Annotated in this window: 24 protein-coding genes; 12 read left to right on the top strand and 12 right to left on the bottom strand. The window is 60.3% G+C overall.

The features are described from left to right. The first annotated feature begins 96 nt into the window (after positions 1-96). Positions 97-1,407 (top strand): glycolate oxidase subunit GlcF, encoded by a 1,311-nt coding sequence (gene glcF, locus FHT92_RS05075; RefSeq protein ID WP_183822959.1) that lies wholly within the window; start codon positions 97-99, stop codon positions 1,405-1,407. 50 nt (positions 1,408-1,457) lie between these two features. After that, positions 1,458-1,898 carry a hypothetical protein gene (locus tag FHT92_RS05070; protein ID WP_183822957.1) on the top strand — a complete coding sequence of 147 codons (441 nt, stop codon included), beginning with the start codon at positions 1,458-1,460 and terminating at the stop codon, positions 1,896-1,898. Positions 1,899-1,919: 21 nt separating this feature from the next. Here FHT92_RS05070 and FHT92_RS05065 read toward each other — a convergent pair whose 3' ends face one another. The 3 genes from FHT92_RS05065 to FHT92_RS05055 all read right to left on the bottom strand — a co-directional run bounded on the left by FHT92_RS05065 (position 1,920) and on the right by FHT92_RS05055 (position 4,278). Then, positions 1,920-2,600, bottom strand: a complete 681-nt coding sequence (locus FHT92_RS05065; RefSeq protein ID WP_183749077.1) for an outer membrane protein — start codon at positions 2,598-2,600, stop codon at positions 1,920-1,922. A 118-nt stretch (positions 2,601-2,718) separates the two neighbouring features. Further along, positions 2,719-3,390, bottom strand: a complete 672-nt coding sequence (locus FHT92_RS05060) for a L,D-transpeptidase (protein ID WP_183749078.1) — start codon at positions 3,388-3,390, stop codon at positions 2,719-2,721. 135 nt (positions 3,391-3,525) lie between these two features. Next, a complete protein-coding gene (locus FHT92_RS05055) occupies positions 3,526-4,278 on the bottom strand; it encodes a L,D-transpeptidase (protein WP_183822955.1) in 753 nt (250 codons plus the stop codon). Between the two features lie 210 nt (positions 4,279-4,488). Here FHT92_RS05055 and FHT92_RS05050 point away from each other — a divergent pair, with 210 nt between their 5' ends. Next, positions 4,489-5,118 carry a DNA-3-methyladenine glycosylase I gene (locus FHT92_RS05050; protein ID WP_183822953.1) on the top strand — a complete coding sequence of 210 codons (630 nt, stop codon included), beginning with the start codon at positions 4,489-4,491 and terminating at the stop codon, positions 5,116-5,118. Further along, entirely contained in the window at positions 5,115-5,600 is a 486-nt protein-coding gene (locus FHT92_RS05045) for a hypothetical protein (RefSeq protein WP_183822951.1), read from the top strand. The genes FHT92_RS05050 and FHT92_RS05045 overlap by 4 nt, the downstream gene beginning before the upstream one ends. A gap of 64 nt (positions 5,601-5,664) precedes the next feature. Here the strand turns inward: FHT92_RS05045 and FHT92_RS05040 are convergent, their stop codons facing one another. Beyond that, entirely contained in the window at positions 5,665-6,369 is a 705-nt protein-coding gene (locus FHT92_RS05040; protein WP_183749082.1) for an HAD family hydrolase, read from the bottom strand. A 238-nt stretch (positions 6,370-6,607) separates the two neighbouring features. Here FHT92_RS05040 and FHT92_RS05035 point away from each other — a divergent pair, with 238 nt between their 5' ends. Next, positions 6,608-7,657, top strand: a complete 1,050-nt coding sequence (locus tag FHT92_RS05035) for an aldo/keto reductase (RefSeq protein ID WP_183822949.1) — start codon at positions 6,608-6,610, stop codon at positions 7,655-7,657. A gap of 50 nt (positions 7,658-7,707) precedes the next feature. Here FHT92_RS05035 and FHT92_RS05030 read toward each other — a convergent pair whose 3' ends face one another. The 3 genes from FHT92_RS05030 to FHT92_RS05020 all read right to left on the bottom strand — a co-directional run bounded on the left by FHT92_RS05030 (position 7,708) and on the right by FHT92_RS05020 (position 9,294). Further along, positions 7,708-8,067, bottom strand: a complete 360-nt coding sequence (locus FHT92_RS05030; RefSeq protein ID WP_183822947.1) for a DUF305 domain-containing protein — start codon at positions 8,065-8,067, stop codon at positions 7,708-7,710. Between the two features lie 68 nt (positions 8,068-8,135). Then, positions 8,136-8,495 (bottom strand): hypothetical protein, encoded by a 360-nt coding sequence (locus tag FHT92_RS05025; protein WP_183749085.1) that lies wholly within the window; start codon positions 8,493-8,495, stop codon positions 8,136-8,138. A 40-nt stretch (positions 8,496-8,535) separates the two neighbouring features. Continuing rightward, positions 8,536-9,294, bottom strand: a complete 759-nt coding sequence (locus FHT92_RS05020; protein WP_183822945.1) for a hypothetical protein — start codon at positions 9,292-9,294, stop codon at positions 8,536-8,538. 135 nt (positions 9,295-9,429) lie between these two features. On the opposite strand from FHT92_RS05020, the gene hisS reads away from it, so the two are divergent. From hisS to hisG, 3 genes are all read left to right on the top strand, one after another. Next, positions 9,430-11,001: a histidine--tRNA ligase gene (gene hisS / locus FHT92_RS05015; RefSeq protein ID WP_183822943.1), complete on the top strand. Its 1,572-nt coding sequence runs from the start codon at positions 9,430-9,432 to the stop codon at positions 10,999-11,001. A 180-nt stretch (positions 11,002-11,181) separates the two neighbouring features. Next, a complete protein-coding gene (locus FHT92_RS05010; RefSeq protein ID WP_183822941.1) occupies positions 11,182-12,303 on the top strand; it encodes an ATP phosphoribosyltransferase regulatory subunit in 1,122 nt (373 codons plus the stop codon). Beyond that, on the top strand, positions 12,300-12,995 hold the full coding sequence (gene hisG / locus FHT92_RS05005) for an ATP phosphoribosyltransferase (protein WP_183749089.1): 696 nt from the start codon (positions 12,300-12,302) through the stop codon (positions 12,993-12,995). Before FHT92_RS05010 ends, hisG begins: the two co-directional genes overlap by 4 nt. Positions 12,996-13,066: 71 nt before the next feature. On the opposite strand, the gene FHT92_RS05000 is transcribed toward hisG, so the two are convergent. Then, positions 13,067-13,495, bottom strand: a complete 429-nt coding sequence (locus FHT92_RS05000) for a DoxX family protein (protein WP_183749090.1) — start codon at positions 13,493-13,495, stop codon at positions 13,067-13,069. A 205-nt stretch (positions 13,496-13,700) separates the two neighbouring features. Here FHT92_RS05000 and FHT92_RS04995 point away from each other — a divergent pair, with 205 nt between their 5' ends. After that, entirely contained in the window at positions 13,701-14,411 is a 711-nt protein-coding gene (locus FHT92_RS04995) for a glutathione binding-like protein (protein WP_183749091.1), read from the top strand. Between the two features lie 63 nt (positions 14,412-14,474). Here the strand turns inward: FHT92_RS04995 and FHT92_RS04990 are convergent, their stop codons facing one another. The 3 genes from FHT92_RS04990 to groES all read right to left on the bottom strand — a co-directional run bounded on the left by FHT92_RS04990 (position 14,475) and on the right by groES (position 17,574). Then, positions 14,475-14,921, bottom strand: a complete 447-nt coding sequence (locus FHT92_RS04990) for a hypothetical protein (protein WP_183749092.1) — start codon at positions 14,919-14,921, stop codon at positions 14,475-14,477. A gap of 662 nt (positions 14,922-15,583) precedes the next feature. After that, positions 15,584-17,221 (bottom strand): chaperonin GroEL, encoded by a 1,638-nt coding sequence (groL, locus tag FHT92_RS04985; RefSeq protein ID WP_183749093.1) that lies wholly within the window; start codon positions 17,219-17,221, stop codon positions 15,584-15,586. A 56-nt stretch (positions 17,222-17,277) separates the two neighbouring features. Beyond that, positions 17,278-17,574 (bottom strand): co-chaperone GroES, encoded by a 297-nt coding sequence (groES, locus tag FHT92_RS04980; protein ID WP_004675403.1) that lies wholly within the window; start codon positions 17,572-17,574, stop codon positions 17,278-17,280. 354 nt (positions 17,575-17,928) lie between these two features. Between groES and FHT92_RS04975 the strand changes: the two genes are divergently transcribed. Beyond that, on the top strand, positions 17,929-18,777 hold the full coding sequence (locus FHT92_RS04975) for a TIGR01459 family HAD-type hydrolase (protein WP_183749094.1): 849 nt from the start codon (positions 17,929-17,931) through the stop codon (positions 18,775-18,777). 10 nt (positions 18,778-18,787) lie between these two features. Next, positions 18,788-19,771, top strand: coding sequence for a bifunctional riboflavin kinase/FAD synthetase (locus FHT92_RS04970; RefSeq protein WP_183822939.1), 984 nt, complete (start codon positions 18,788-18,790; stop codon positions 19,769-19,771). 61 nt (positions 19,772-19,832) lie between these two features. Here the strand turns inward: FHT92_RS04970 and FHT92_RS04965 are convergent, their stop codons facing one another. Beyond that, positions 19,833-21,047 (bottom strand): MFS transporter, encoded by a 1,215-nt coding sequence (locus FHT92_RS04965; protein ID WP_183822938.1) that lies wholly within the window; start codon positions 21,045-21,047, stop codon positions 19,833-19,835. 526 nt (positions 21,048-21,573) lie between these two features. Here FHT92_RS04965 and ileS point away from each other — a divergent pair. Then, a complete protein-coding gene (gene ileS / locus FHT92_RS04960) occupies positions 21,574-24,480 on the top strand; it encodes an isoleucine--tRNA ligase (RefSeq protein WP_183749097.1) in 2,907 nt (968 codons plus the stop codon). The last annotated feature ends 51 nt before the right edge of the window (positions 24,481-24,531 follow it).

Here is a 24,531-nt window from a genome sequence, read left to right as displayed (position 1 = left end):
TTCCGCGCTCTCTCCGCGTAAAGGCCCCTCATCCGCCCCGCGGGCACCTTCGCCCAGCTGGGGAGAAGAGGATACCGGAGACGGCGGGACACTGAAATGCAGACCAACTTCACCCTTGCCCAGCTTGCTGATCCGCACGTGGCTGAATCCGAGCAGATTCTGCGCAAATGCGTCCATTGCGGCTTCTGTACCGCCACCTGTCCGACCTATGTGACCCTCGGCAACGAACTCGACAGCCCGCGCGGGCGCATCTATCTCATCAAGGACATGCTGGAAAACGGCCGCGCGGCGGATACGCAAGTCGTCACTCATATCGATCGCTGTCTCTCCTGCCTTGCCTGCACGACGACATGCCCTTCGGGTGTCGACTACATGCATCTCGTCGACCATGCCCGGGTCCATATCGAAAGAACCTACAAGCGCCCGTTCATGAACCGGACGACGCGCGCCATCCTGGCCGCGGTGCTGCCCTATCCCGGCCGTTTTCGCGCAGCACTTGCGCTTGCCCGCATCGGCCGTCCCTTTGCCGGCCTGATGCGCGGGCCGGCGTTGAAGCCGTTCGCGGCTATGCTGGCGCTCGCGCCGCGCAATATTCCGGCGCCGTCGTCTTTTGCCCGCCCTGGCCGGCATGAACCGCAGGGCGAGCGCCGCGGCCGTATTGCGATCCTCACCGGCTGCGCGCAGCCGGTCCTTGATCCCGCCATCAACGCCGCGACCATCAGGTTGCTGACACGATTGGGTGTGGAGGTGGTCGTTCCCGAGGGCGAGGCCTGCTGCGGCGCTCTCGTCCATCATATGGGGCGCGAAGAGCAGGCTCTCGCCTCGGCCCGAGCCAATGTCGATGTCTGGACCCGCGAGATCGAGGCTGGCGGCCTCGACGCGATCATCATCACCGCCTCCGGCTGCGGCACGATGATCAAGGACTATGGCCACATGCTGCGCCTTGACCCGGCCTATGCCGGCAAGGCGGCACGTGTGTCGGCTCTTGCCAAGGACATCACCGAATATCTTGTTGGACTCGATCTGCCCGCTCACACGCCGAAAGGTATCACGGTTGCTTATCATTCAGCCTGTTCCATGCAGCATGGCCAGAAGATCACCACGGCGCCGAAGCACCTGCTCAAGGTGGCAGGTTTTACCGTTCGCGATCCGGTCGAGGGCCATCTTTGCTGCGGCTCGGCTGGCACCTACAACATCATGCAGCCGGATATTTCTGCAACCCTGAAGGCCCGCAAGGTGAAGAACATCGAGGCGACCAAGGCCGATATCATCGCCACCGGCAATATCGGCTGTATTACCCAGATCGGGTCTGGTACTGCCACGCCGATCCTGCATACCGTCGAACTTCTGGATTGGGCCTATGGCGGTGCTGTGCCTGAAAAATTAAGGGATTTGCCGCTAGCTTGAGACCACCGATTCATTGACTGGTCTCAGGGTCGACCTCAGGAGTTTTGGCTATGTGGCGTGGATTGATGGTGCTTGCCGTATTGCTCGGCGCGGCTGGTGCGGCGCGCGCCGATGCCAGGTATTTCTGTTCTGCAGACGACAAGGACGTGCGGTTCACGCTCGAAAGCGCTTTTCAAGACGGCGGTGGCCACCAGCTGATCCATTTCCGTGGCGCGCTTATGCTCAAGGACGCCAATAAATCCAAGAGCTTCGGCAAGCGCATTCTCGAATCGAAGGATCTGACGAACCGCTGGTCGCGCAATGGCGATCTGCGCCTGGAAGTGTTCACGATCGAAGGTGCCGATGCCGAACGCGAGTCCCTGGATCTTGCGGTGATCGCCGGCAAGCATGATGAGACTGCGGCGAATTTCGGCGGCACCTATGCCTTGCGCATCGAAGGCAGCACAAGCTTCTTCGTCGTCGAAGGCAAAGTGAGCTGCGGCACCAAATAGTCCCGCAGCCTGCACCCAAAATCACCAGTGGTAGGAAATACCGACGTTGACGGCGTTGGTGACGATGTTTGTCTTCAGGCGATCGCCGCTGTCGATCGGAACGTCGACGCGCGAATAGGTGCCCTTGTATTCCACGAAGGTCGACCAATTGTCGGTGACGCGGAAGTCGACGCCCGCCTGTGCCTGGAAGGTTACGCCGCCGAATTCGTAGTCGAAGGTCGTGCCCTGGGGACGGGTGACTTCCACATGCGGAATATTCACGCCGACACCGGCGCCGAGATAAGGGGTCCAGCGGCGAGCCGGGTCCTTGAATCGGTAGAGGCCGTTGACCGTCACGAGATTCAGGCCGTCGGTGAATTCGAAATGCGTCCATCCCGGCGAACGCGCCATGGTATCGTCGTCGGCATAGACCTTGTCATGGGTGTAATCGAGAGACACACCCCAGTTCGGAAGGTTGAAGTCGCCCAGCCACCAGGTGACTCTGCCGCCGTAATAGGGCGGACTGCCGAAGGATTTGCCTTCCCAGCCGGCGCTGAAGGACGTGCCGTCGGAAACATCGACGTGGCTATGCGGCGCCGTCTGGTAGCCGCCGTAAATAGAAAATTCCAGATCTTCAGCCGAAGCCGTGCCAGCCACCGACGCAAGTGCGGAAAACGCAATGCTCGCCAGAAGCACGGTGGAAAGACGCGATGCATATGCCATGAATGCCCCCGAAGTACCGAAAGGTTGTCAGTTCGATTCTTGGCAGAGTTCTGTGTCACAGTCTTAAAAAAGAAAAAGGCGCATCTGCTGCGCCTTTATTTTTCATAGGTAGTGTTGCCTAACCGCCAAACATAGTGCGCAGGATATCAATTCCCTTGTCCTGGAAGGCGACATTGCCTTGCTTATTGCCGGGACCGACGACGACGACCTTGGTGCCGACAGAGACTCGGTTGTAAAGATGCGATACGTCGTCATTCATCATCCGGATGCAACCGGAGGACATGTTGAGGCCGATCGTCCAGGGCTGGTTCGTGCCGTGAATGCGGAAGATGGTGTCGCGGCCGCCCTTGTAGAGATACATGGCGCGCGCACCGAGCGGATTGTCCGGGCCGCCGGGCTGAACGGCGGGAAGGTTGTGACCCTCGCGGGCCTCGCGGGCGCGCATCTCGGCCGGCGGCGTCCAGCTCGGCCATTCGGCCATGCGGCCGACCGTCACCACACCCGACCAGCCGAAACCGTCACGACCGACGCCGATGCCGTAGCGCGTGGCGCGGTTATTGCCTTCGACGAGGTAGAGAAACTTGTTGTTGGTGTCGACGATAACAGTGCCGGGCTTTTCGCTGGTGGCAAGACGGACGACACGCTTGCGGAACTGTGGCTTGATCTCGCGGGTCTGCTTGACGCCGCGCACTGCGTCCGTTGCGGTCATCACCGGTTCCGCGCTGACGGCCACAACCGTACAGGACAGCGCAACGGCAGCCGCCGCTGCGAGCCTAAAAAACTGCTTCATTTTCGATACCCTCTCCTTCAGGACCGCGTAGAGGCTAGTCAAATCGGTTTGAATTTCAAGTCGGAGAGGTGAGGGAGACGGTTTTTCTAGGCAGCGGACGGCTGTCCTCGCTGTCCGCTGGCCGTTATTCGGCTTTTACATCACGATCACGCGGGTGCCGACATTGACGCGATCGTAAAGGTCGACCACGTCCTCGTTGCGCATGCGGATACAGCCGGAGGAGACGGCGCTGCCGATCGTCCAGGGCGCATTCGTGCCGTGAATGCGATAAAGGGTGGAACCGAGATACATGGCGCGGGCGCCGAGCGGATTTTCCGGACCGCCATCCATGCGGGCGGGAAGATAATGGCCCTTGGCGGCTTCGCGGCTCACCATTTCCGAGGGTGGGGTCCAGTCCGGCCACTCCGACTTGCGGGTAATCTTGTGGGCGCCGGCCCATTCGAAGCCGGGCTTGCCGACACCCACGCCATAGCGGCGCGCCTTGCCGCCATCCATCACGAGATAGAGGAAGCGATTATTGGTATCGATGACGATCGTGCCGGGCCTTTCCCTGGTATCGTAATCGACGAGCTGCGGCAGGAACTGTGGCTCGACCTGCCCGCGTACCACGGGAATGCCGGGGCGGACGGCTGAGACCATCTGCAGTGCCCGCTGCGGCGCGCTCTGAATATACGTCCGGCGCTGCTGGAAAAGGCCGCGCTGCTGGTAGACGACCGGCCGCTGGTAGACGACGGGACGAACCCTGCCGCCGCCGAGCTGGTTGATCCAGGGGGCGGTGAGGTCGGGGCTCAGCACCACGGGTGGACGGGAAGCGTAGCGGTCGTCTGCAATGGCGGCCGTGGAAAGAATACCGAGCATGGCTGCGGCAAGAACAAGGGGTTTCATCATCGGACGAACTCTCTACAAATGACCGAAAATGGGCTGGCGGAATTATCCGCCTCCGGTCATGCTGCCACCGCGTCCGCCAGCGAATGGTAAATGTCGATTCATGAAAAGACGAACGGCCGGATAAACTTTTCGTCAGGGTTACCGTTCGGTTTGGAAAGAAGGTTTGCAAATGGTAAAGCCGGATTCGCAGCCGCAAAACGAGATAAAAACATGAGCGAAACCGGCATCATCATCGGCGAGGACGGCAGGAGCCGCTGCCACTGGCATGCGAATCTCCCTGACTATCTGCGCTACCACGACGAGGAATGGGGCAGGCCTGTGACTGACGACATCAGGCTCTTCGAGAAGATCTGCCTCGAAGGGTTTCAGTCCGGCCTTTCCTGGTTGACGATCCTGCGCAAGCGCGAGAATTTCCGCGCCGCCTTCGCCGGGTTCGATTTCGAGAAAGTGGCGCGCTTCGGCGACGAGGATATCGCGCGCTGCCTTGCCGATACCGGGATCATCCGACATCGCGGCAAGATCGTCTCGACGATCAACAATGCCCGGCGCGCGATCGATCTGCGCAGCGAATTCGGCTCGCTAGCGCGCTATTTCTGGAGCTATGAACCTCGCCCCGAGGATCGGCCGGATATCGTCGACCGGGAGCATATCGTCGCCAACCCGACGACCGCTACGTCAGTCACGATTTCCAAGGATTTGAAGAAGCGCGGCTGGACCTTTGTCGGACCGACCACAGTTTATGCCTTCATGCAGGCTATGGGTCTCGTCAACGATCATCTCGAAGGCTGCTTCTGCCGCGCCGAAGTGGAGGCGATGCGCGCAACATTGGTGCGTCCATGAAATCGGCTTTCACAGTTGCCGCAGCTCTTTTGCTCTCCGCCCCTGCTGCCCTTGCGCAGACGCCGCAGCTTGATCCCGGCGAGAAGCTCGAAAAGCTGCAATTTCCGGCCGTGACCATGCAGCTGAAAGGCTGGACCAAGTTCGGCAACAGCCATGTCTATACGCTGCCGGTGCGACCCGGCCAGCACGTGAAGATCAGTTTCGAAACGAAGAGCAAATTCGCTTTTCTCGCGATCTTCGACCTGTCGAAGCCCGATGATGAGGCTTTTTTCGGCACCGACGAGGACGGCACGAGCTACGAGACGACGGTCAAGGAAAACGCCACCTGGCTGCTGCGTCCCTATTATTCCAAGGTCTCTCCCCGTCGCGGGCTGGGTGCGCCCTATAGTATCCTGATCGAACCGCTTGCCGCAGCACCCCAGCCGACGCAACCGACACCTGCCCAGCAGGAGCAGCCGTCGCTCTTTCCGAAGCGGAAATAAGCCAGCAATTCCAGCAAAGGTGGTGCAGCCGTTTTGCGTTCGGAATTGGGCGAGAACAATGAGCTTAATGTAACCCGTCGATCAGCCCGCGAAGCTCGCCGAGATGGACGATCTTGCGGAAGCGCGGCGCATCCTTCGGCTCCTCGACGCGCTCCAGGACCCAGGTCAGTTCATGCGGCACGAAGACGCCGTAGCTGCCGGCGGCAATGGCCGGCACGATATCGGACTTCAGCGAATTGCCGACCATCATCGCCCGCTCCGGCCCGTCCCCAACCTTGGAGAAGATGCGCCGATACGTGACCGCCGTCTTGTCCGAAACGATCTCGACAGCATCGAAGAAGTCGCCAAGCCCGGATTGGGCGAGCTTGCGCTCCTGATCGAAAAGGTCACCCTTGGTGATCAGCACCAGCAGATATTTTCCGGCGAGCGTTTCCAGGGTGTCGCGCACATGCGGCAGGGTCTCGACCGGATGGGTTAGGAGGTCGCGTCCGGTGTCGAGGATTTTGGCAATCACGCTCGACGGCACCTTTCCTTCGGTGATTTCGATCGCCGTCTCGATCATCGACAGCGTGAAGCCTTTGATGCCGAAACCGTAATGGGCAAGGTTGCGTTTCTCCGCCTCGAGAAGCCGTTCGGAAATCTTTGCTCCATCGGCGAAATCGGCAAGAAGCCTGGTAAAATGCTCTTCCGTCAGCCGATAATAATGTTCGTTCTGCCAGAGCGTGTCGTCGGCATCGAAGCCGATCGTCGTCAATGGTCGGGCGGTCATATGCGCACCTCTTAAAATGTGGCGGGCAATCTATTCCTGGCCTGTGTCGAGACAAGGGCGTTGCCGCTGCTCTGCACGGAACCGGGTCCGTTGAAAAACGCTGCTCGCGACCTACATGAAATTTGCCTCACCTTGCAGCCAGCTCCGGCTGTGCCTGTTACGCGCAGGCCAATAATCAAAAATAGAGTTCAGCAGTCCGCAAGCCCCTATTGCGGCAGACACAAGGGAATTTCTTGACATGCGTTACAATCAACTCGGAAATACCGGACTTTTCGTCTCTGAAATCTGCCTTGGCACCATGACTTTCGGTGAAGCCAAGGAAGGTACTCCCTGGGGCGCCATCGCCGATGTTGACCAGAAGGCGGCCGATGAAATCGTCCAGCGCTCGCTGGATGCCGGCGTCAACTTCATCGATACCGCGGACGTGTATTCCTTCGGTGAATCCGAGCGGCTGCTCGGCCAGGCATTGAAGAACCTCGGTATTCCGCGCAAGGATGTCGTCATCGCCACCAAGGTCTATGGCGTCATGGGCGACAAGCCGAACGATCGTGGCGCCTCGCGCGGCCACATCATGGATTCTGTCGAAGCGAGCCTGAAGCGCCTTCAGACGGACCATATCGATCTCTACCAGATCCATGCCACCGATCCGGTTACCCCGATCGACGAGACGTTGCGCGCGCTGGACGATCTCGTGTCCCGCGGGCTGGTGCGTTACGTCGGCGTATCCAACTGGCAGGCGTGGCGCATCGCCAAGGCGCTCGGCATTTCCGAGCGCAAGGACTATGCGCGGTTCGAGACCGTCCAGGCCTATTATTCGATTGCCGGCCGCGACCTCGAACGCGATATCGTGCCACTCCTGCAGGAAGAAAAGCTCGGCCTCATGGTCTGGTCGCCGCTCGCCGGCGGCCTGCTCTCGGGCAAATATGGTCCGGGCGCACCGGGCAATGGCGAAGGACGCCGCGCCAATTTCGATTTTCCGCCTGTCGACAAGGACCGGGCCTGGGCCTGTGTCGCCGTCATGCGCGAGATCGCCGAAAAGCATGGCGTGAGCGTCGCCACTGTCGCGCTTGCCTATATCCTCGCCAAGCCCTTCGTGACGACCGTCATCATCGGCGCCAAGCGTGTCGACCAGCTCGACCAGAACCTTGCCGCCGTCAAGCTGAAGCTCGATGCCGACGAGATCAAGAAACTCGATGAGGTCAGTGCGCTGGCTCCGGAATATCCGGGCTGGATGCTTTCCCGCCAGGCTGCCGGCCGCCGTCCGGTCGATTTCGAGCCGAAGGCCTGATCGAAAAGGGCCGCCGTTCGACGGCGGCCCTCGCAACCTTTGTTGCGGGCTTACTTGGCGTGCGCCTTCAGCCAGGCATTCATCTCGGCGATTTCAGCTTCCTGTGCCTTGATGACGTCCTCCGCAAGTTTGCGGATCTCAGAATCCTTTCCGTATTCCAGCTCGATTTTCGCCATATCGATCGCGCCCTGATGGTGGGGAATCATGCTGCGGACGAAATCCACGTCGGTATCGCCGCTCAATTTGATCATCATATCCTTGTGCATTCTGTCATTGGCCTTGGTGAACGCCTGGCTGGAGGGGCCGTGGCCACCCATGTGCTTGGACATGTCCGTGGCCGACATATCCTCGGCAAAGGCCGGCGCTGCAAAGGCGACGAGTGCGGAAAGGCTGATAATTTTCAGAGACATGAGTATCCTTCCTCTGTCTGAAATCGGTTCCGATGGCAGCGAGCAGCTGCCGTTCTGCAAAGTGCTGGTCAGATGAAGCGGGGAGGCGGCGCCTGCGGTGTGGGCCTGTTGTCCCTCAATGCCCGGTCGGGCGCCGGAGCCGGATATGCGAAAACCGCCTTGCCGCCATCGGCAATGAAATAGGCCGGCGGCACCACCATGCAGGCGGCGCAGAGCGGCATATGGGCGGCACCCATGGCGCAGGGATCTTTGGCGGAATTGTTTTTGGCAGCCGTGCCGCTATTCGCTACCACGTGGAGATGCGCCGCGCTGGCTTCAGCCTGAACTGCCATATTCATCGACGCGCAGGTCGGACAGCCGGCCCATGCGGACATCGTGCTATAGACCAGCCAGCCGAAGAACATCGTCATGAGGGCGAAAGCGCGCATGGGAAAAACATAGGTGGGTGCAGGCCAAAAGCCAAGGACCTCACCAGGAGGCGATAACCTTGTGCAGGATTTGGTAGTCACGGCTCTCCTCACCGAATGGCGCGACGGGCCAGTCCCAGCTGGCTTTCACCTCACGTGGCTTAACGCCGTGCAGCAGGTCGGCTTCCTCATGTACCTTGCCGGTACGATCAATGACGGTGTAGGAGATATCGGTTACGAGACAGGTCCGGCAGGGCAGGTCTGCCAGCCCCTGAATATGCGCCGCGATCAGACGCTCCACTGTATCCGCCGGCATTCCGGGAGAGGCTTCGGCTTCGTATCGCCGTTTAACGCCCCGGCCGATCTGCGAGAGCAGGTTGGCGGACACGACGAAGTCGAGGTAGGGAACGCTTCTCAGGAAGCCGAGCGGCTCCGGCTCTCGCCTTGCCGCCAGGTCGTCATAGCCGGACAGATCGCGTTCGATCAGCCGCACGTTCCGATAGCGCTTGCCCTTCAGCCTCACGCGCACGGACGCCAGATGCACGAGGTCGACGAGAACCACCGTATCGAAGCTCTCGGCCAGTTGCTCGATCGGCACGTCCCGGAGCAATCCGGAGCCGAGCACGACAGCGGTCCGCCGCTGCGTGAGTCCTGATATCGCGGTGGAAATGGCCTCCTTGCTGTTGGCCTCATGGGCTGCCCAATCCCGGCTGCAGCGGCCAGCGCGCGACCAGAGATTGACTGAAGAGCGCGCGAAGCGGCGGTGGGCGCTGCCCGTAAGCGCTGCTGTGGCGAGATACTGAAGCGCTTCCGCGATCATGACGATATCCTGATGACAGGTTCTTTCCGCATCGTTCAATCGATTCTGGTCGCCATATCAAGACCCTTGCCCTTGCCGCTAACCGCCCAATCCGCTAGGAAACCGCCACTGTCACATATGTGGAAATCCCCCGAAATGAACGACAAGCAGAAGAAACCGCAAAAGCTCAAGGCCCGCCTTCCGCGCGGCTTTGTTGACCGCTCCGCAGCCGATCTCCGCGCCGTCAATGAAATGACTGCGAAGATCCGCGAGGTCTATGAGCATTATGGTTTCGATCCGGTCGAAACGCCGCTGCTTGAATATACTGACGCGCTCGGCAAGTTCCTGCCGGACAGCGACCGCCCAAACGAGGGCGTCTTTTCGCTGCAGGATGACGACGAGCAGTGGATGTCGCTGCGTTACGACCTGACGGCGCCGCTCGCCCGCCATGTCGCGGAAAATTTCAACGAGATCCAGCTTCCCTACCGCACCTATCGCGCCGGCTATGTTTTCCGCAACGAGAAGCCGGGTCCAGGCCGTTTCCGCCAGTTCATGCAGTTCGATGCCGATACGGTCGGCGCACCGGGCGTTCAGGCTGATGCCGAAATGTGCATGATGATGGCCGATACGCTGGAAGCCCTCGGCATCAAGCGCGGCGACTATGTCATCCGCGTCAACAATCGCAAGGTTCTGGATGGCGTGCTGGAAGCGATCGGCCTCGGCGGTGATGACAAGGCCGGCCAGCGTCTCAACGTGCTGCGCGCAATCGACAAGCTCGACAAGTTCGGCCCGGAAGGTGTGGCCCTGCTGCTTGGCCCTGGCCGCAAGGATGAATCAGGCGATTTCACCAAGGGCGCCGGTCTCGACCAGAGCCAGATCGAGAAAGTTCTCTTCTTCGTCGGCATCAAGGACTATGCAGAAAGTGCTGCCCAGCTCGCCGAACTGGTCGCCGGAACCGAGAAGGGCGTCGAAGGCGTCGAGGAGCTGAATTTCATCGGCGGGCTCGTCGCCAGCGCCGGCTATCAGGCCGATCGCATCAAGATCGATCCCTCCGTCGTCCGCGGCCTCGAATATTATACCGGCCCGGTCTACGAGGCCGAGCTGTTATTCGATGTCACCAACGAAAAGGGCGAGAAGGTCGTCTTCGGCTCTGTCGGTGGCGGCGGCCGTTATGACGGTCTCGTTTCCCGCTTCATGGGCCAGCCGGTTCCGGCGACCGGTTTCTCCATCGGCGTCTCGCGCCTGATGACGGCGCTGAAGAATCTCGGCAAGCTCGGCCAGCAGGACATCATCGAGCCAGTCCTCATCACCGTCATGGATGGCGATGTCGAGGCCATGGGCCGCTACCAGCGTTTCACGCAGGAGCTTCGCGCAGCCGGCATCCGCGCCGAAATGTTTCAGGGCAACTGGAAGAAGTTCGGCAACCAGCTGAAATATGCCGATCGCCGCGGCTGCCCGATCGCCATCATCCAGGGCGGCGACGAGCGCGCCCAGGGTGTCGTGCAGATCAAGGATCTCATCGAGGGCAAGCGCCTGTCGGGCGAGATCGAGGACAACACGACCTGGCGCGAGGCGCGTGTCGCCCAGGAAACCGTCGCGGAAGCCGATCTCGTCGCCAAGGTGAAGAAAATCCTCGTCGCCCAGGCGGAGGATCGGAAGAGGGCTGCCAGCGGCTTCGTTGTTCCATATGATCCCGCTCAAACCGGTGACATCGATGACGAAGTTTGAGAGGAATCTCCCCTTCTCCCCCCGGGGAGAAGGTGGCCCGAAGGGTTGGATGAGGGGGCCGCTCGGTAAAAGCTGTCCTTCGCTCGCCGCTCAAGACATTCGTCGGTTACACTCCTCATCCCCCTCATCTGCCCTGTCGGGCATCTTCTCCCCGCTGGGGAGAAGCGGGAAGTCAAGCCCATGCCTCTGATCAACCTCCCTGATTTCTCCGGCGAACTGCTCGACGAATTCTCCGCCCGCAAGGCGGAGCGCATCGACACGCCGGTCATCCAGCCGGCCGAACCCTTTCTGGATATTGCCGGTGAAGATCTTCGCCGGCGCATCTTCATGACGGAAAACGAAACCGGCGCCAGCCTCTGCCTGCGGCCGGAATTCACTATTCCCGTGTGTCTCCGCCATATCGAGAGCGCGACGGGCACGCCGAAGCGTTACTCCTACCTCGGCGAAGTTTTCCGCCAGCGGCGCGATGGCAGCAACGAATTCTATCAGGCCGGCATCGAAGATCTCGGCGATATCAATCTCGCGAGCGCCGATGCCCGCGCGATCGGCGATGCGGTCGGCATACTCTCACGCCTGCTGCCCGGTCGGCATCTGTCGGTAACGATCGGCGATCAGGCGGTGTTCGAAGCCGTTGTGCAGGCGCTCGGCCTGCCGCTCGGCTGGCAGAAGCGGTTGATCCACGCCTTCGGCAACATGATCCAGCTGGAGAGCCTGCTGGCGAGCCTCGTCAGTCCGCAATTCGTCACTGGCCTCGACGACAAGGTCGCTGGTCTTGTTGGCCAGGACGACGAGGCGGCGCTGATTGCCTATATCGACGAGACGATGCAGGCGACCGGCTATTCCACCAATGCCAGCCGCTCGCCGCAGGAGATTGCCCGTCGCCTCAAGGAGAAGCTCGTCCTCTCCGAGACCCGACTGGATGACGCCGCTTTCCACGTGCTGGAGCAGTTCCTGTCGCTCAACGTGCCGCTCGTCAATGCTTCCGCGGCGCTGTCGCATTTTGCCGACGCAGCCGGTCTGAAGCTTGGCAATGCGCTGGCGCGCTTCGACGGCCGCGTGGCGGCGCTCTCCAATGCCGGTGTCGATCTCTCGCTTATCGAGTACCGGGCTGCCTTCGGTCGTCCGCTCGATTATTACACCGGTCTCGTTTTCGAGGTGATGGTGGAAGGCTCCTCGGCGGTTCTCGCCGGCGGCGGCCGTTTCGACAAGCTTATGACCTTCCTCGGAGCGAAGGATCGAATTCCCGCCGTCGGCTTCTCCCTCTGGCTCGACCGGATCGAAACCGAAAGGGCAGCGGCATGACGATCACTATTGCGCTTCCCTCCAAGGGCCGCATGAAGGACGATTGCTCAGCCATCTTCGAGCGCGCCGGTCTGAAGATTTACGCCGTCGGCAATGACCGCTCCTATCGCGGCCGCGTCGAGGGCTGGGACGATGTGGAGATCGCCTTCCTCTCGGCCTCGGAGATTTCCCGCGAGCTCGGCAACGGTTCTATCGATTTCGGCGTTACCGGCGAGGACCTCGTGCGCGAGGGACTGGCGGAAGCCGACAAGCGCGTCGAATTCTGCGCCCGGCTCGGTTTCGGACATGCGGACGTCGTCGTTGCGGTGCCGGAAATCTGGCTGGATGTCGATACGATGGCCGATCTGGTAGATGTCGCTGCCGATTTCCGCGCCCGTCACGGCCGTCGCCTGGCTATCGCCACGAAATACTGGCGCTTGACCCAGCAGTTCTTCTCCAGTCAGCACGGCATCCAGCTTTACCGCATCGTCGAGAGCCTCGGCGCTACCGAAGGCGCGCCGGCATCCGGCTCAGCCGACATCATCGTCGATATCACCTCGACCGGATCGACGCTGCGCGCCAATCATCTCAAGGTGCTCTCGGATGGCGTCATCCTGCGCTCGGAAGCTTGCCTCGTGCGTGCCCGCAAGGATGCCCACGCCGATACGCCCACGGTGAGGGCGATCGTCGAGGCTGTCCGCTCGGTTCTCTGAATCCTATTACTGAACATGCAAAACCCGCCGTCGGAAGACGGCGGGTTTTGCATGTTTGGGAGGAAATGGAATTAACGGGCAGCGACGGCCTGCAGACCGCGGCGTGCGTCGATCGAATAGGCACCGGCACCGACGGTGGCGAGCAGGATATAAGCGCCGGCCAGTGTGATGTTCTTCATGACCATGATCTGGTTGAGGATATTCACGAGTTCCGTGCCACTTGCGTAGGGCAGATGGAAGACAACGCCCGTGAAGACACAGAAGCCGGCGAGCAGCCAGCCGACAATGCGGACCTGGAAGCCCGTGAGAACAGCAAGGCCGGCCAGCAGTTCGAAGAGGCCTGCGACATAGGCCAGAAGGGTTGCTGCCGGCAGGCCGGCACCGGCGATCATGCCTGCAGTACCGGCAGCGTCGGTTATCTTGCCGAAGCCGGCAAGGATGAACATGAAGGACAGAAGAATGCGGGCGAGAAGGATGAGGGCGTTATTCGTATTCGACATGGACGTTGCTCCGTTGAATAGCTTTTGAGGTCTTGATGCCCCGGCACCGTGTTGGACCTCGGATGCCCTCTATTTCGCCTTTTTCTGACGTTGGGGAAAGATAAACGTCAGCGGACAGTTTGTTCACTAATATGAAACGATGGGATGGGTTGCCTTGCAGGGCAGGCGTCTTCTATGGTCGCCGCCTCACCCAAGGAGAACTCTGATGGCCGACCTTTCCGCATTTCCGATCACCAGCCGCTGGCCGGCGAAAAATCCTGATATAATCCAGCTTTATTCCCTGCAGACGCCGAATGGCGTGAAGATATCGGTGGCGCTGGAGGAGCTCGCTCTGCCGTATGAAGCCCATTATGTCTCCTTCGCGAACACAGATCAGAAGACCGCTGAATTCGTCTCACTGAACCCGAACGGGAGAATCCCGGCAATTATCGATCCCACCGGTCCTGACGGAAAACCGATCGGCCTTTTTGAGTCAGGCGCCATTCTGCTCTATCTGGCGGAAAAGACCGGTAAGCTGATCCCGGCTGATGCCGCCGGCCGCTACGAAACCATCCAGTGGGTCTTTTTCCAGATGGCCGGCATCGGCCCGATGTTCGGCCAGTTCGGCCACTTCCATAAATTTGCCGCCGACAAGGTCGCCAACAATTCCTATCCGGTGGAGCGCTACCGCGACGAGGCCAAGCGTCTATTGAGCGTGCTGGAAAGCCGGCTGCAGGGCCGCCAATGGATAATGGGCGACGAATACACGATCGCCGACATCACCACCTTCCCGTGGATCCGCGGCGCCGATATCTTCTATGGTGGCCGCGAAGTGCTTGATTATGCGAAGTTCCCCGCCGTCATGGACTGGCTGCAGCGCTGCATCGCCCGTCCGGCGAGCGAGAAGGGCCTTAACATCCCGGTCAAACCGGCCTGAGGTTTGGATTGAAATGGAAAGGCCGGTCGCGAGACCGGCCTTTTTCTTATGCCCGCGCGCAAGTTACTGCCGGCTGGCGATCTGGCTGGCGCCTTCCAGCTTGAAGCGCGGGAAGACGAAAACGCCGACCATGCTGCCGCTGTACTTTTCTTCGAGCCCGTTGGATTCGCCCATGCAGAAGAGCGGCTGGCGAAAGCCGTTCGGCATGATGATGGTCGTCGAGAAACAGAAAGATGAAGAAAGCGTCGCAGCCTGCTCGAAGAGCTGCAGAACGTGGTTGCGGTCCTTGGCGTCGTAACAGCGCACCAGGCTCAACAGGCCGCATTCCTGCGCCGCGAGACCGTGCAGCATTGCGCTCCACTCTCTGAGCTTTATCATGCCCGTGGAAAAGTCTCCGATCCAGCTTTCAGAGACCGAGAACTGCGCCAACATGTCGTGATTGTGATTGTTGTAGTCCAGCGAACCGGGCAGCAAGGGTGCGGCAGCATTGGCTTTGGCGATCTTAAACAAGGCGTTCCCCAGTTCGGGTGCGGCTCCCCTGCCGCACACTCGGCAAACACAAAGAAACAGGATCACGCAGCACCAGGCGTCATGCCCGTGCTTTCATCTTGCGGAAACAGTTGCTCGGCTGCGCCTTTGACTGCCGCCGCTCCAATATTTCCCCGCAAGATTTCATCTCGTATGTTCGCGGAGACCTTCGAAAGCCCGAATGGTCACGCGTGGCCTTTGGCGTATCCGGTCTCGTCTGAGGCGAAAATTCTTCCGGGGCGAACGTCAATTGCAGCGCGGATTTATAGGAGCTTTTGCGCAAACGGCAACGGCTTTTTCCGCGTCGTTAGGCTGACGTTATGATTGGATTTTGTACCGATTGCGCGTCATCCGCTAATTTGGTGGTCAAATGTCTCATTTATGCATTGTGGAAACGGTTTCACACATACCATAGCATGTGGTTTTCGTAGCTTAGGCAGATCTGAGACCGAATTTCCTTGGTGGGGAAAATGCGCGGCGCGCAAGCCTCGCGAAAGCTTCGGGCTAAGAACGACGACTTCCGTGGCCAGCTTAAGGGTTTAAGCCATAGGTATTTTCGAATCGACTGAATAAAAAAGGGCGGCCCGAAGACCGCCCTTTTCATTCCGGAGACCGGAATGGATATCAGTGATGGCTTACGCCTATCACATCATGTCCATACCGCCCATGCCGCCCATGCCACCAGGCATTGCCGGAGCATCCTTCTTCGGCAGCTCGGCGATCATGGCTTCCGTGGTGATCAGCAGCGAAGCAACCGAAGCTGCGTTCTGCAGAGCCGTACGGACAACCTTGACCGGGTCGACGATGCCGAGCTGGATCAGGTCGCCATATTCGCCGGTCTGGGCGTTGTAGCCGTAGTTGTCTTCGTTCTTGTCGAGGATCTTGCCGACAACGATCGAAGCTTCGTCACCTGCGTTTTCAGCGATCTGGCGAACCAGAGCCTGGAGAGCGCGGCGAACGATGTTGATACCAGCTTCCTGATCGTCGTTTTCGCCCTTGGCCTTGATCTTCGTGGAAGAACGCAGCAGAGCGACGCCGCCGCCCGGTACGATACCTTCCTGAACAGCAGCGCGCGTCGCGTTGAGGGCGTCGTCGATGCGGTCCTTCTTTTCCTTCACTTCGACTTCCGTCGAACCGCCGACGCGGATGACGGCAACGCCGCCAGCGAGCTTGGCAAGACGTTCCTGCAGCTTTTCGCGGTCGTAGTCGGAGGTGGTTTCTTCGATCTGGGCCTTGATCTGGGCAACACGGCCTTCGATGTCGGACTTAGCGCCGGCGCCGTCGACGATCGTGGTGTTTTCCTTGGAGATCGAGACCTTCTTGGTGCGGCCGAGCATGTCGAGCGTGACGCTCTCAAGCTTGATGCCGAGGTCTTCGGAGATGACAGTGCCGCCCGTCAGGATAGCGATGTCTTCCAGCATGGCCTTACGGCGATCGCCGAAGCCCGGAGCCTTGACAGCAGCAATCTTCAGGCCGCCGCGCAGCTTGTTGACGACGAGGGTCGCAAGAGCTTCGCCTTCGACGTCTTCAGCGATGATGAGGAGCGGCTTGCCGGTCTGAACGACAGCTTCAAGAACCGGGAGCATGGACTGCAGGTTCGAGAGCTTCTTTTCGTGCAGGAGGATGAAGGCGTCTTCGAGGTCAGCAACCATCTTTTCCGGGTTGGTGACGAAGTACGGGCTGAGATAACCGCGGTCGAACTGCATGCCTTCGACGACTTCGAGTTCGGTTTCAGCGGTCTTGGCTTCTTCGACGGTGATGACGCCTTCGTTGCCGACCTTCTGCATTGCTTCAGCAATGTCAAGACCGATCTGCTTTTCGCCGTTTGCGGAGATCGTGCCGACCTGGGCAACTTCTTCCGACGTGTTGATCTTCTTGGCCTTGGCCTGGAGATCCTTGACGACTTCGGCAACAGCGAGGTCGATACCGCGCTTCAGGTCCATCGGGTTCATGCCGGCAGCAACTGCCTTTGCGCCTTCGCGAACGATGGCCTGTGCGAGAACCGTGGCCGTCGTGGTGCCGTCACCGGCGACGTCGTTGGTCTTCGAAGCAACTTCGCGGACCATCTGGGCGCCCATGTTTTCGAACTTGTCTTCGAGTTCGATTTCCTTGGCGACCGAAACACCGTCCTTAGTGATGCGCGGCGCGCCGAAGGACTTGTCGATAACGACGTTACGGCCCTTCGGACCGAGCGTGACCTTCACTGCATCGGCGAGGATGTCGACGCCGCGCAGCATCTTTTCGCGCGCGCCGCGGCCGAACTTTACTTCTTTAGCTGCCATTTTGAGAACTCCTGAAAAGGGGTGTCAACGATATCAAATGAAAGACAACCGGCTGATTAGCCGATGATGCCCATGATGTCGGCTTCCTTCATGATGAGAAGGTCTTCGCCGTTGATCTTGACTTCGGTGCCAGACCACTTGCCGAACAGGACGCGGTCGCCAGCCTTGACGTCGAGTGCTACGACCTTGCCGGACTCGTCACGAGCGCCGGAGCCGACAGCGACGATTTCGCCTTCCTGCGGCTTTTCCTTAGCGGTATCCGGGATGATGATGCCGCCCTTGGTCTTCTCTTCGGATTCAACGCGGCGAACGACGACGCGATCGTGAAGCGGGCGGAAATTGGTGCTTGCCATTGTCTAATCCCTCGATCAAATGACATTCGCGAGCCGGGGTGGCCCACAAGGATGATGTTAGCACTCAACTCCTGTGAGTGCTAGCGCCGTGCATTTAGGGATGGCTCCAAAAGGAGTCAAGAAGAGCCTTCACGGATTTTTGCGCCGGAATTGTGGAAGCGGGCGGGATTCCTCAATATGGTTACCGAGCCGGGGCCACGTCCGGCTTTTCCTACAAGCCTTGGCGGGACCGCGCAGGTTTAATCCCGCCATGTTTGCATCCTCCGTCATCCTCTCCGGACTGAGAAAATGCCTTGCCATTGAAGTCCGCCTTTGCAATGTCACCGGTGACCGAAAGCGAAGCAGGAAAGCGGAATGGCAAAGCGGATTGCAAACTTCTCCGAGATCACCGATCGATATGATGTGCTGCTCTGCGATGTCTGGGGCGTCGTGCATAACGGCATTGATCCCTTTCCGAAAGCCGGCGAGGCGCTGCAGGCCGCCCGTGCCGCCGGCCTGACCGTCGTTCTCATCACCAATTCACCGCGCGTGTCCTGGCAGGTCGTTGAGCAGTTGCGCCAGATCGGCGTGCCCGACGGCGCCTATGACCGCATCGTCACCTCCGGCGATGTCACCCGGGCACTGATTGCCCAAGGTCCGCGCGAGGTTTTCCTGCTCGGCCCGGAGCGCGACAATCCGATCCTTGAAGGCCTTGATATCGAGCGCGCCGCCGCCGGCGAGGCGACCTCCGTCGTCTGCACCGGCTTCTTCGACGACGAGACGCAGACGCCGGAGGATTACACCGACATGCTGCTGGACTTCAAAGCCCGCAACGTGCCGATGATCTGCGCCAATCCCGATCTCGTCGTCGAGCGCGGCCACCGCATCATTCCGTGCGCCGGCGCCATGGCCGCCTATTATGAGCAGCTCGGCGGCTCCACCCGCATCGCCGGCAAGCCGCACCGGCCAATCTATGAGGCGACACTTGCGTCGGCCCGTGAGGTTCGCGGCGACTTCCCGATTGACCGTGTGCTGGCGATTGGGGACGGCATGCCGACGGATGTCCGCGGCGCCTTGAATTATGGCCTCGACCTTCTCTACATCAGCGGTGGTATCCACGCGAAGGAATATACGTTGAACGGCGAGACCGACGAGGCGATCCTCCACGCCTATCTCGAACGGGAAAGAGCCGCACCCAAGTGGTGGATGCCGCGCCTCGCATAAGAGAAAACCGATGACCGTGTTCCACCGCAATGAAACCCGCGATCCGTTGCCCGAACATCTGAAGGGCGGCGTCGTCGCCATCGGCAATTTCGACGGCGTCCATCGCGGCCACCAGTCGGTGTTGAACCGGGCGCTCGATATTGCAAGAGAGCGCGGCATTCCCGCCCTTGTGCTGACTTTCGAGCCGCATCCGCGCACCGTCTTCAAGCCGGATACGCCGGTCTTCCGCCTGACGCCAGCGCCCTTCAAGGCGCAGATACTGGAAGCAATGGGCTTCAATGCGGTCATTGAATATCCCTTCGACTACGACTTTTCGCAGCGTTCGGCGGAGGATTTCATCCATTCCATCCTGAAGGACTGGCTCGCGGCATCAGAGGTTGTGACCGGCTTCGACTTTCATTTCGGCCGCGGCCGTGAGGGCGGACCTGCCTTTCTGATGGATGCTGGCAACAGATACGGCTTCGGCGTCACGCTGATCGATGCTTTCCGCGACGAAAACACGGACGTTGTTTCTTCAAGCCATATCCGGGCGCTTTTGAAGGAAGGCGATGTCTCCTTGGTCGCTGCCATGCTCGGCTATCATTATACGGTGCAGTCGAAGGTCATCGATGGCGAGAAGCTTGGCCGCCAGCTCGGCTTTCCGACCGCCAATATGCAGTTGCCGCCGGAGGCGGAACTTGCAGCCGGCATTTACGCCGTTCGTTTCCGCCTCGAAAACGCCAGGCTCTATGATGCGGTGGCAAGCTATGGCCGGCGCCCGACCGTGACTGAAAACGGCGTGCCCTTGCTCGAAACTTATCTTTTCGATTTCAGCGGCGATCTCTACGGCCAGACCTGCTCGGTCTCCTTCTTCGGTTATCTTCGCCCCGAACTGAAATTCGATGGGCTCGATCCGCTCGTCGCGCAGATCAAGCGCGACGAGGAGGAGGCGAGGGCGCTTCTGTCAGGTGTGAGACCGCTCGGCGAGCTCGACCGGAAGCTCTGTTTCGACTGAGCAATTCGAGCAAAAGCGCTTGAGCGTTTTGCGTCCGGAATGCGTAAAAACGAAGACCCGCTCAGGCAGTGCCAAGTACGGGCTGTGCCTTCTGCCGCGGTAGCGGCGGGAAGGCGAGCGCGATCGCCGCCGCACCGAGCCCGACCAGAGCGGAGCCGATGAACAGCCACGAATAATTGGCATAGGTATCGTAGATCCAGCCGCCAATCAGCGGACCGAACGCCATGCCGATGCTCGACAGCATCGTTGCCGCCCCGAACACCGTGCCGATGATGCGCGGGCCGAAATATTCACGTGCCAGCACGGCATAGAGTGGCATCACGCCGCCATAGGCGCTGCCGAAGATGACGGCGAGCGCATAGAACTCCCCGAGTTTGCTGACAGCAAGGTAGGTGGCAAGGGCCGCTGCCTGCACCAGCAGAGCTGCGATGATGACCGGTTTCACGCCGATCCGGTCCGCCAGCGTGCCATAGAGCAGGCGTCCGCCGAGACCGGCGAGACCCTCGACACTGTAGATACTGACGGCAGCCATAGGTCCAGCGCCGCAAAGTGTTGCGTAGCTCACCATATGGAAGATCGGTCCGGAATGGGCGGCACAGCAGGCGAAGAAGGTCAGCCCGAGCACGATGAACTGCGGCGAGCGGAAAACCTTCCACAAATTGGGGGCACTGCCATCGCCCGACACGACGGCCTCATGCGTATCCTGCGGTGGCGACGGCCGGCGGCGCACGAGAAGGGCGGCCGGGATCATCAGGACGAGCGCACCGATGCCGATGATCATCATTGCGGGGCGCCATTCATAAGCGGTGATCAGCCAGCGCGCGAAGGGCGAAATCGTCATCGGAGCAACACCCATGCCCGCCGAAACCAAGGAGACGGCAAGGCCGCGGTTCTCGTCGAACCACTCCGTCGTCGCGGCGATCATCGGCGCGAAAAAGGCACTGGCTGAAAGTCCGACGAGTACGCCATAGGTCAGCTGGAACTGCAGAAGCGTTTCCGCGCGGCTGGCAAGCATCAGCGCCAGCCCGAGGATGACGGAGCCGATCAGCACCACCGGGCGCGGCCCGTATCGGTCGCTGGCAGCACCCCAGAAAAAGCCGCCTATGCCCATGACGATGAAATTCAGCGTCATTGCGCTGGCGATGCCGGCATGCGACCAGCCGGTCGCGGTTGCTATCGGTTGCTGGAAAATTGCGAGAGAAAACATGGCGCCGAGAGCGACGCACGTCATCAGTGCGCCGGCCGCGACGATTACCCAACGATAGGAACTGCTCATATCCTTATCACTCCTTGCGGACGGATTTAACCGGGCATGATGATTTCTCACGCCTGCGAGTAAAGACGTTCGGGTAATCCGCATTTCGACAGGAGCTTTGATTTTTTGTATCGAGAGCAACAAAATCGCCACCATGCATAGTTCCTGCACTTTGCAGATCCGTTGCGACCTGAAACTGTTGCAGCCAGTCGCTTCGGAGTGACCTCCGTCACCGTCAATCTGATGGCGCCGGCAGCCGCCAGAGCCTGACGGTCGCAGGTGACGAGCCGCAGATGCCCGTCTGCGGCTTTGCGTGAAGCCGGGAGGCTGAAATCCCTCTTCCTTTTCCGCTGAAAAACGCCTATGAACCGGCCCGATGAGTAAATTCCGGCTGGCGCATTCGATACGAATTATCGGCCCGGTCTTCCGCGCGCGCTGAGCGGCCGGAAGGTCCGGGTTTTTGCGCTTGAACTGAACAAGCGCTTTCCGTCACCATAGATTTGATGTCCGCGCGCCCCGTCCGGGCCGCCAGAAACGATTGTCACACATGACCGACACAGCCGAAAAGATCGATTACTCGAAGACCCTCTATCTGCCCGAGACGGACTTCCCCATGCGCGCCGGCCTGCCGCAGAAGGAGCCGGAACTCGTCGCCCGTTGGCAGAAGATGGACCTCTACAAGAAGCTGCGTGCATCCGCCGCCGGCCGCGAAAAATTCGTCCTGCACGACGGCCCGCCCTATGCCAACGGCAACATCCACATCGGCCACGCGCTGAACAAGATCCTCAAGGACGTCATCACTCGCTCCTTCCAGATGCGCGGTTATGACGCCAACTATGTTCCCGGGTGGGACTGCCACGGCCTGCCGATCGAATGGAAGATCGAGGAAGAGAACTATCGTGCCAAGGGCAAGGCCAAGCCTGACCTGACCGAGCCGTCGGCGATGATCGAGTTTCGCCGCGAGTGCCGCGCCTATGCCGAAAAGTGGATCGCGATCCAGGGCGGCGAGTTCCAGCGCCTCGGCATTGTCGGCGATTTCGAAAACCCATATCTGACGATGAACTTCCATGCTGAAAGCCGCATCGCCGGCGAACTCTTGAAGATCGCCAGGAGCGGCCAGCTCTACCGCGGCTCCAAGCCGATCATGTGGTCGGTCGTTGAGCGCACGGCGCTGGCGGAAGCCGAAGTCGAGTATCATGACTATGAAAGCGACACGATCTGGGTGAAATTCCCGGTCGCTTCAGGTTCGGCTGCCCTCAAGGATGCATTTGTCGTCATCTGGACCACCACGCCCTGGACGATCCCTGGTAACCGGGCGATCGCCTATTCCTCGCGTGTTGCGTACGGCCTCTATGAAGTCACGGCTGCCGAGAACGATTTTGGTCCGCGCCCGGGCGAAAAGCTGATCTTTGCCGATAAGCTTGCCGAGGAATCCTTCGCCAAGGCTAAGCTGCAGTACAAGCGCCTCACCAACGTCACGGCTGCCGATCTCGCTGGCGTCACCTGCGCCCATCCGCTCAAGGGTGTCGGCGGCGGCTACGAATTTGCCGTACCGCTGCTGGATGGCGACCATGTCACCGATGATGCCGGCACCGGTTTTGTGCACACTGCGCCGAGCCACGGCCGCGAAGACTTTGATGTATGGATGGCGCATGGCCGCGAGATCGAGGCACGCCACATCGAGACCAAGATCCCGTTCCCGGTTGATGACGGCGGCTTCTATACCGCCGACGCCCCCGGCTTCGAAGGTGCCCGCGTCATAGACGACAACGGCAAGAAGGGCGATGCCAACGACCGCGTCATCAAAGCGCTGATCGAGGCCAACGCACTCTTCGCCCGCGGCCGCCTGAAGCACCAGTATCCGCATTCCTGGCGTTCCAAGAAGCCGGTCATCTTCCGCAACACCCCCCAGTGGTTCGTCTATATGGATAAGACCCTGGCGGACGGAACCACACTGCGCACCCGTGCCTTGAACGCGATCGACGACACTCGCTTCGTGCCCGCCGCCGGCCAGAACCGCCTGCGCGCCATGATCGAGCAGCGCCCGGATTGGGTGCTGTCCCGGCAGCGCGCCTGGGGCGTGCCGATCTGCGTCTTCGTCGACGAGCATGGCGAGGTGCTGCAGGACGATGCTGTCAACCAGCGCATCCTCGACGCGTTCGATGCCGAAGGCGCCGATGCCTGGTTTGCCGAAGGCGCCAAGGAACGGTTCCTCGGCAACGAGCATGACCCGGCCAAGTGGTCGCAGGTCATGGATATCCTCGACGTCTGGTTCGACTCGGGCTCCACGCACACCTTCACGCTGGAAGACCGCCCCGACCTGAAATGGCCGGCCGATCTCTACCTCGAAGGCTCCGACCAGCATCGCGGCTGGTTCCATTCCTCGCTCTTGGAGTCGGCGGCGACGCGCGGCCGTGCGCCCTACAACGCCGTCCTCACCCATGGCTTCACCATGGATGAGAAAGGCGAGAAGATGTCGAAGTCGAAGGGCAACGTCACTTCGCCGCAGGAAGTGATGAAGGATGCGGGCGCCGACATCTTGCGTCTCTGGGTCATGACCTCTGACTATGCGGACGATCTGCGCGTCGGCAAGACGATCATCCAGACCAATGTCGATGCCTATCGCAAGCTCCGCAACACCATCCGCTGGATGCTCGGCACGCTGGCGCATGACAAGGGCGAAGTCATCGCGCTCTCGGATCTGCCGGAGCTGGAGCAGCTGATGCTGCACCGTCTCTCCGAACTCGACCAACTCGTGCGTGAGAACTATGACGCTTTCGACTTCAAGAAGATCGCCCGCGCGCTCATCGATTTCGCCAATGTAGAACTCTCGGCCTTCTACTTCGACGTCCGCAAGGATGCGCTCTACTGCGATGCGCCCTCAAGCCTTCGCCGTCGTTCGGCGCTTTATGTCATCCGCATGATCTTCGATTGCATGGTGACCTGGCTTGCACCGATGCTGCCCTTCACGACCGAAGAGGCATGGCTGTCGCGCAACCCGTCGGCGGTGTCCGTGCATCTGGAGCAGTTCGCCCCGGTCGCCAAGGAATGGCGCAACGAGGCGCTTGCCGAAAAGTGGAAGAAGATCCGCGCGATCCGCAGTGTCGTGACAGGTGCCCTCGAAATTGAGCGTAAGGACAAGCGCATCGGTTCGTCGCTGGAAGCAGCTCCCGTTGTCCATGTCGCCGATGCGGAACTGCGCAAGGCGCTTGAAGGACAGGATTTCAGCGAAGTCTGCATCACCTCCGGCATCACCATCGAGGCGGACGCCGGCCCGGCTGATGCTTTCCGTCTGCCGGAAGTCGCTGACGTCGCTGTCGTTCCAAAGCTTGCCGAAGGCGTAAAATGTGCCCGTTCCTGGCGCATCACCACCGATGTCGGGTCGGATCCGGAATATCCCGATGTTTCGGCACGTGACGCTGCCGCTCTGCGCGAACTCGGCATCCGTACCTGAAGATATTTGCCGGGTGAATTGCCTTTATGGCGTTCATCCGGTAAAAGCTGC

It is taken from the genome of Rhizobium sp. BK377 (assembly GCF_014193935.1).
GTDB lineage: Bacteria > Pseudomonadota > Alphaproteobacteria > Rhizobiales > Rhizobiaceae > Rhizobium.
This window is presented reverse-complemented; position numbering and strand designations above follow the sequence as displayed.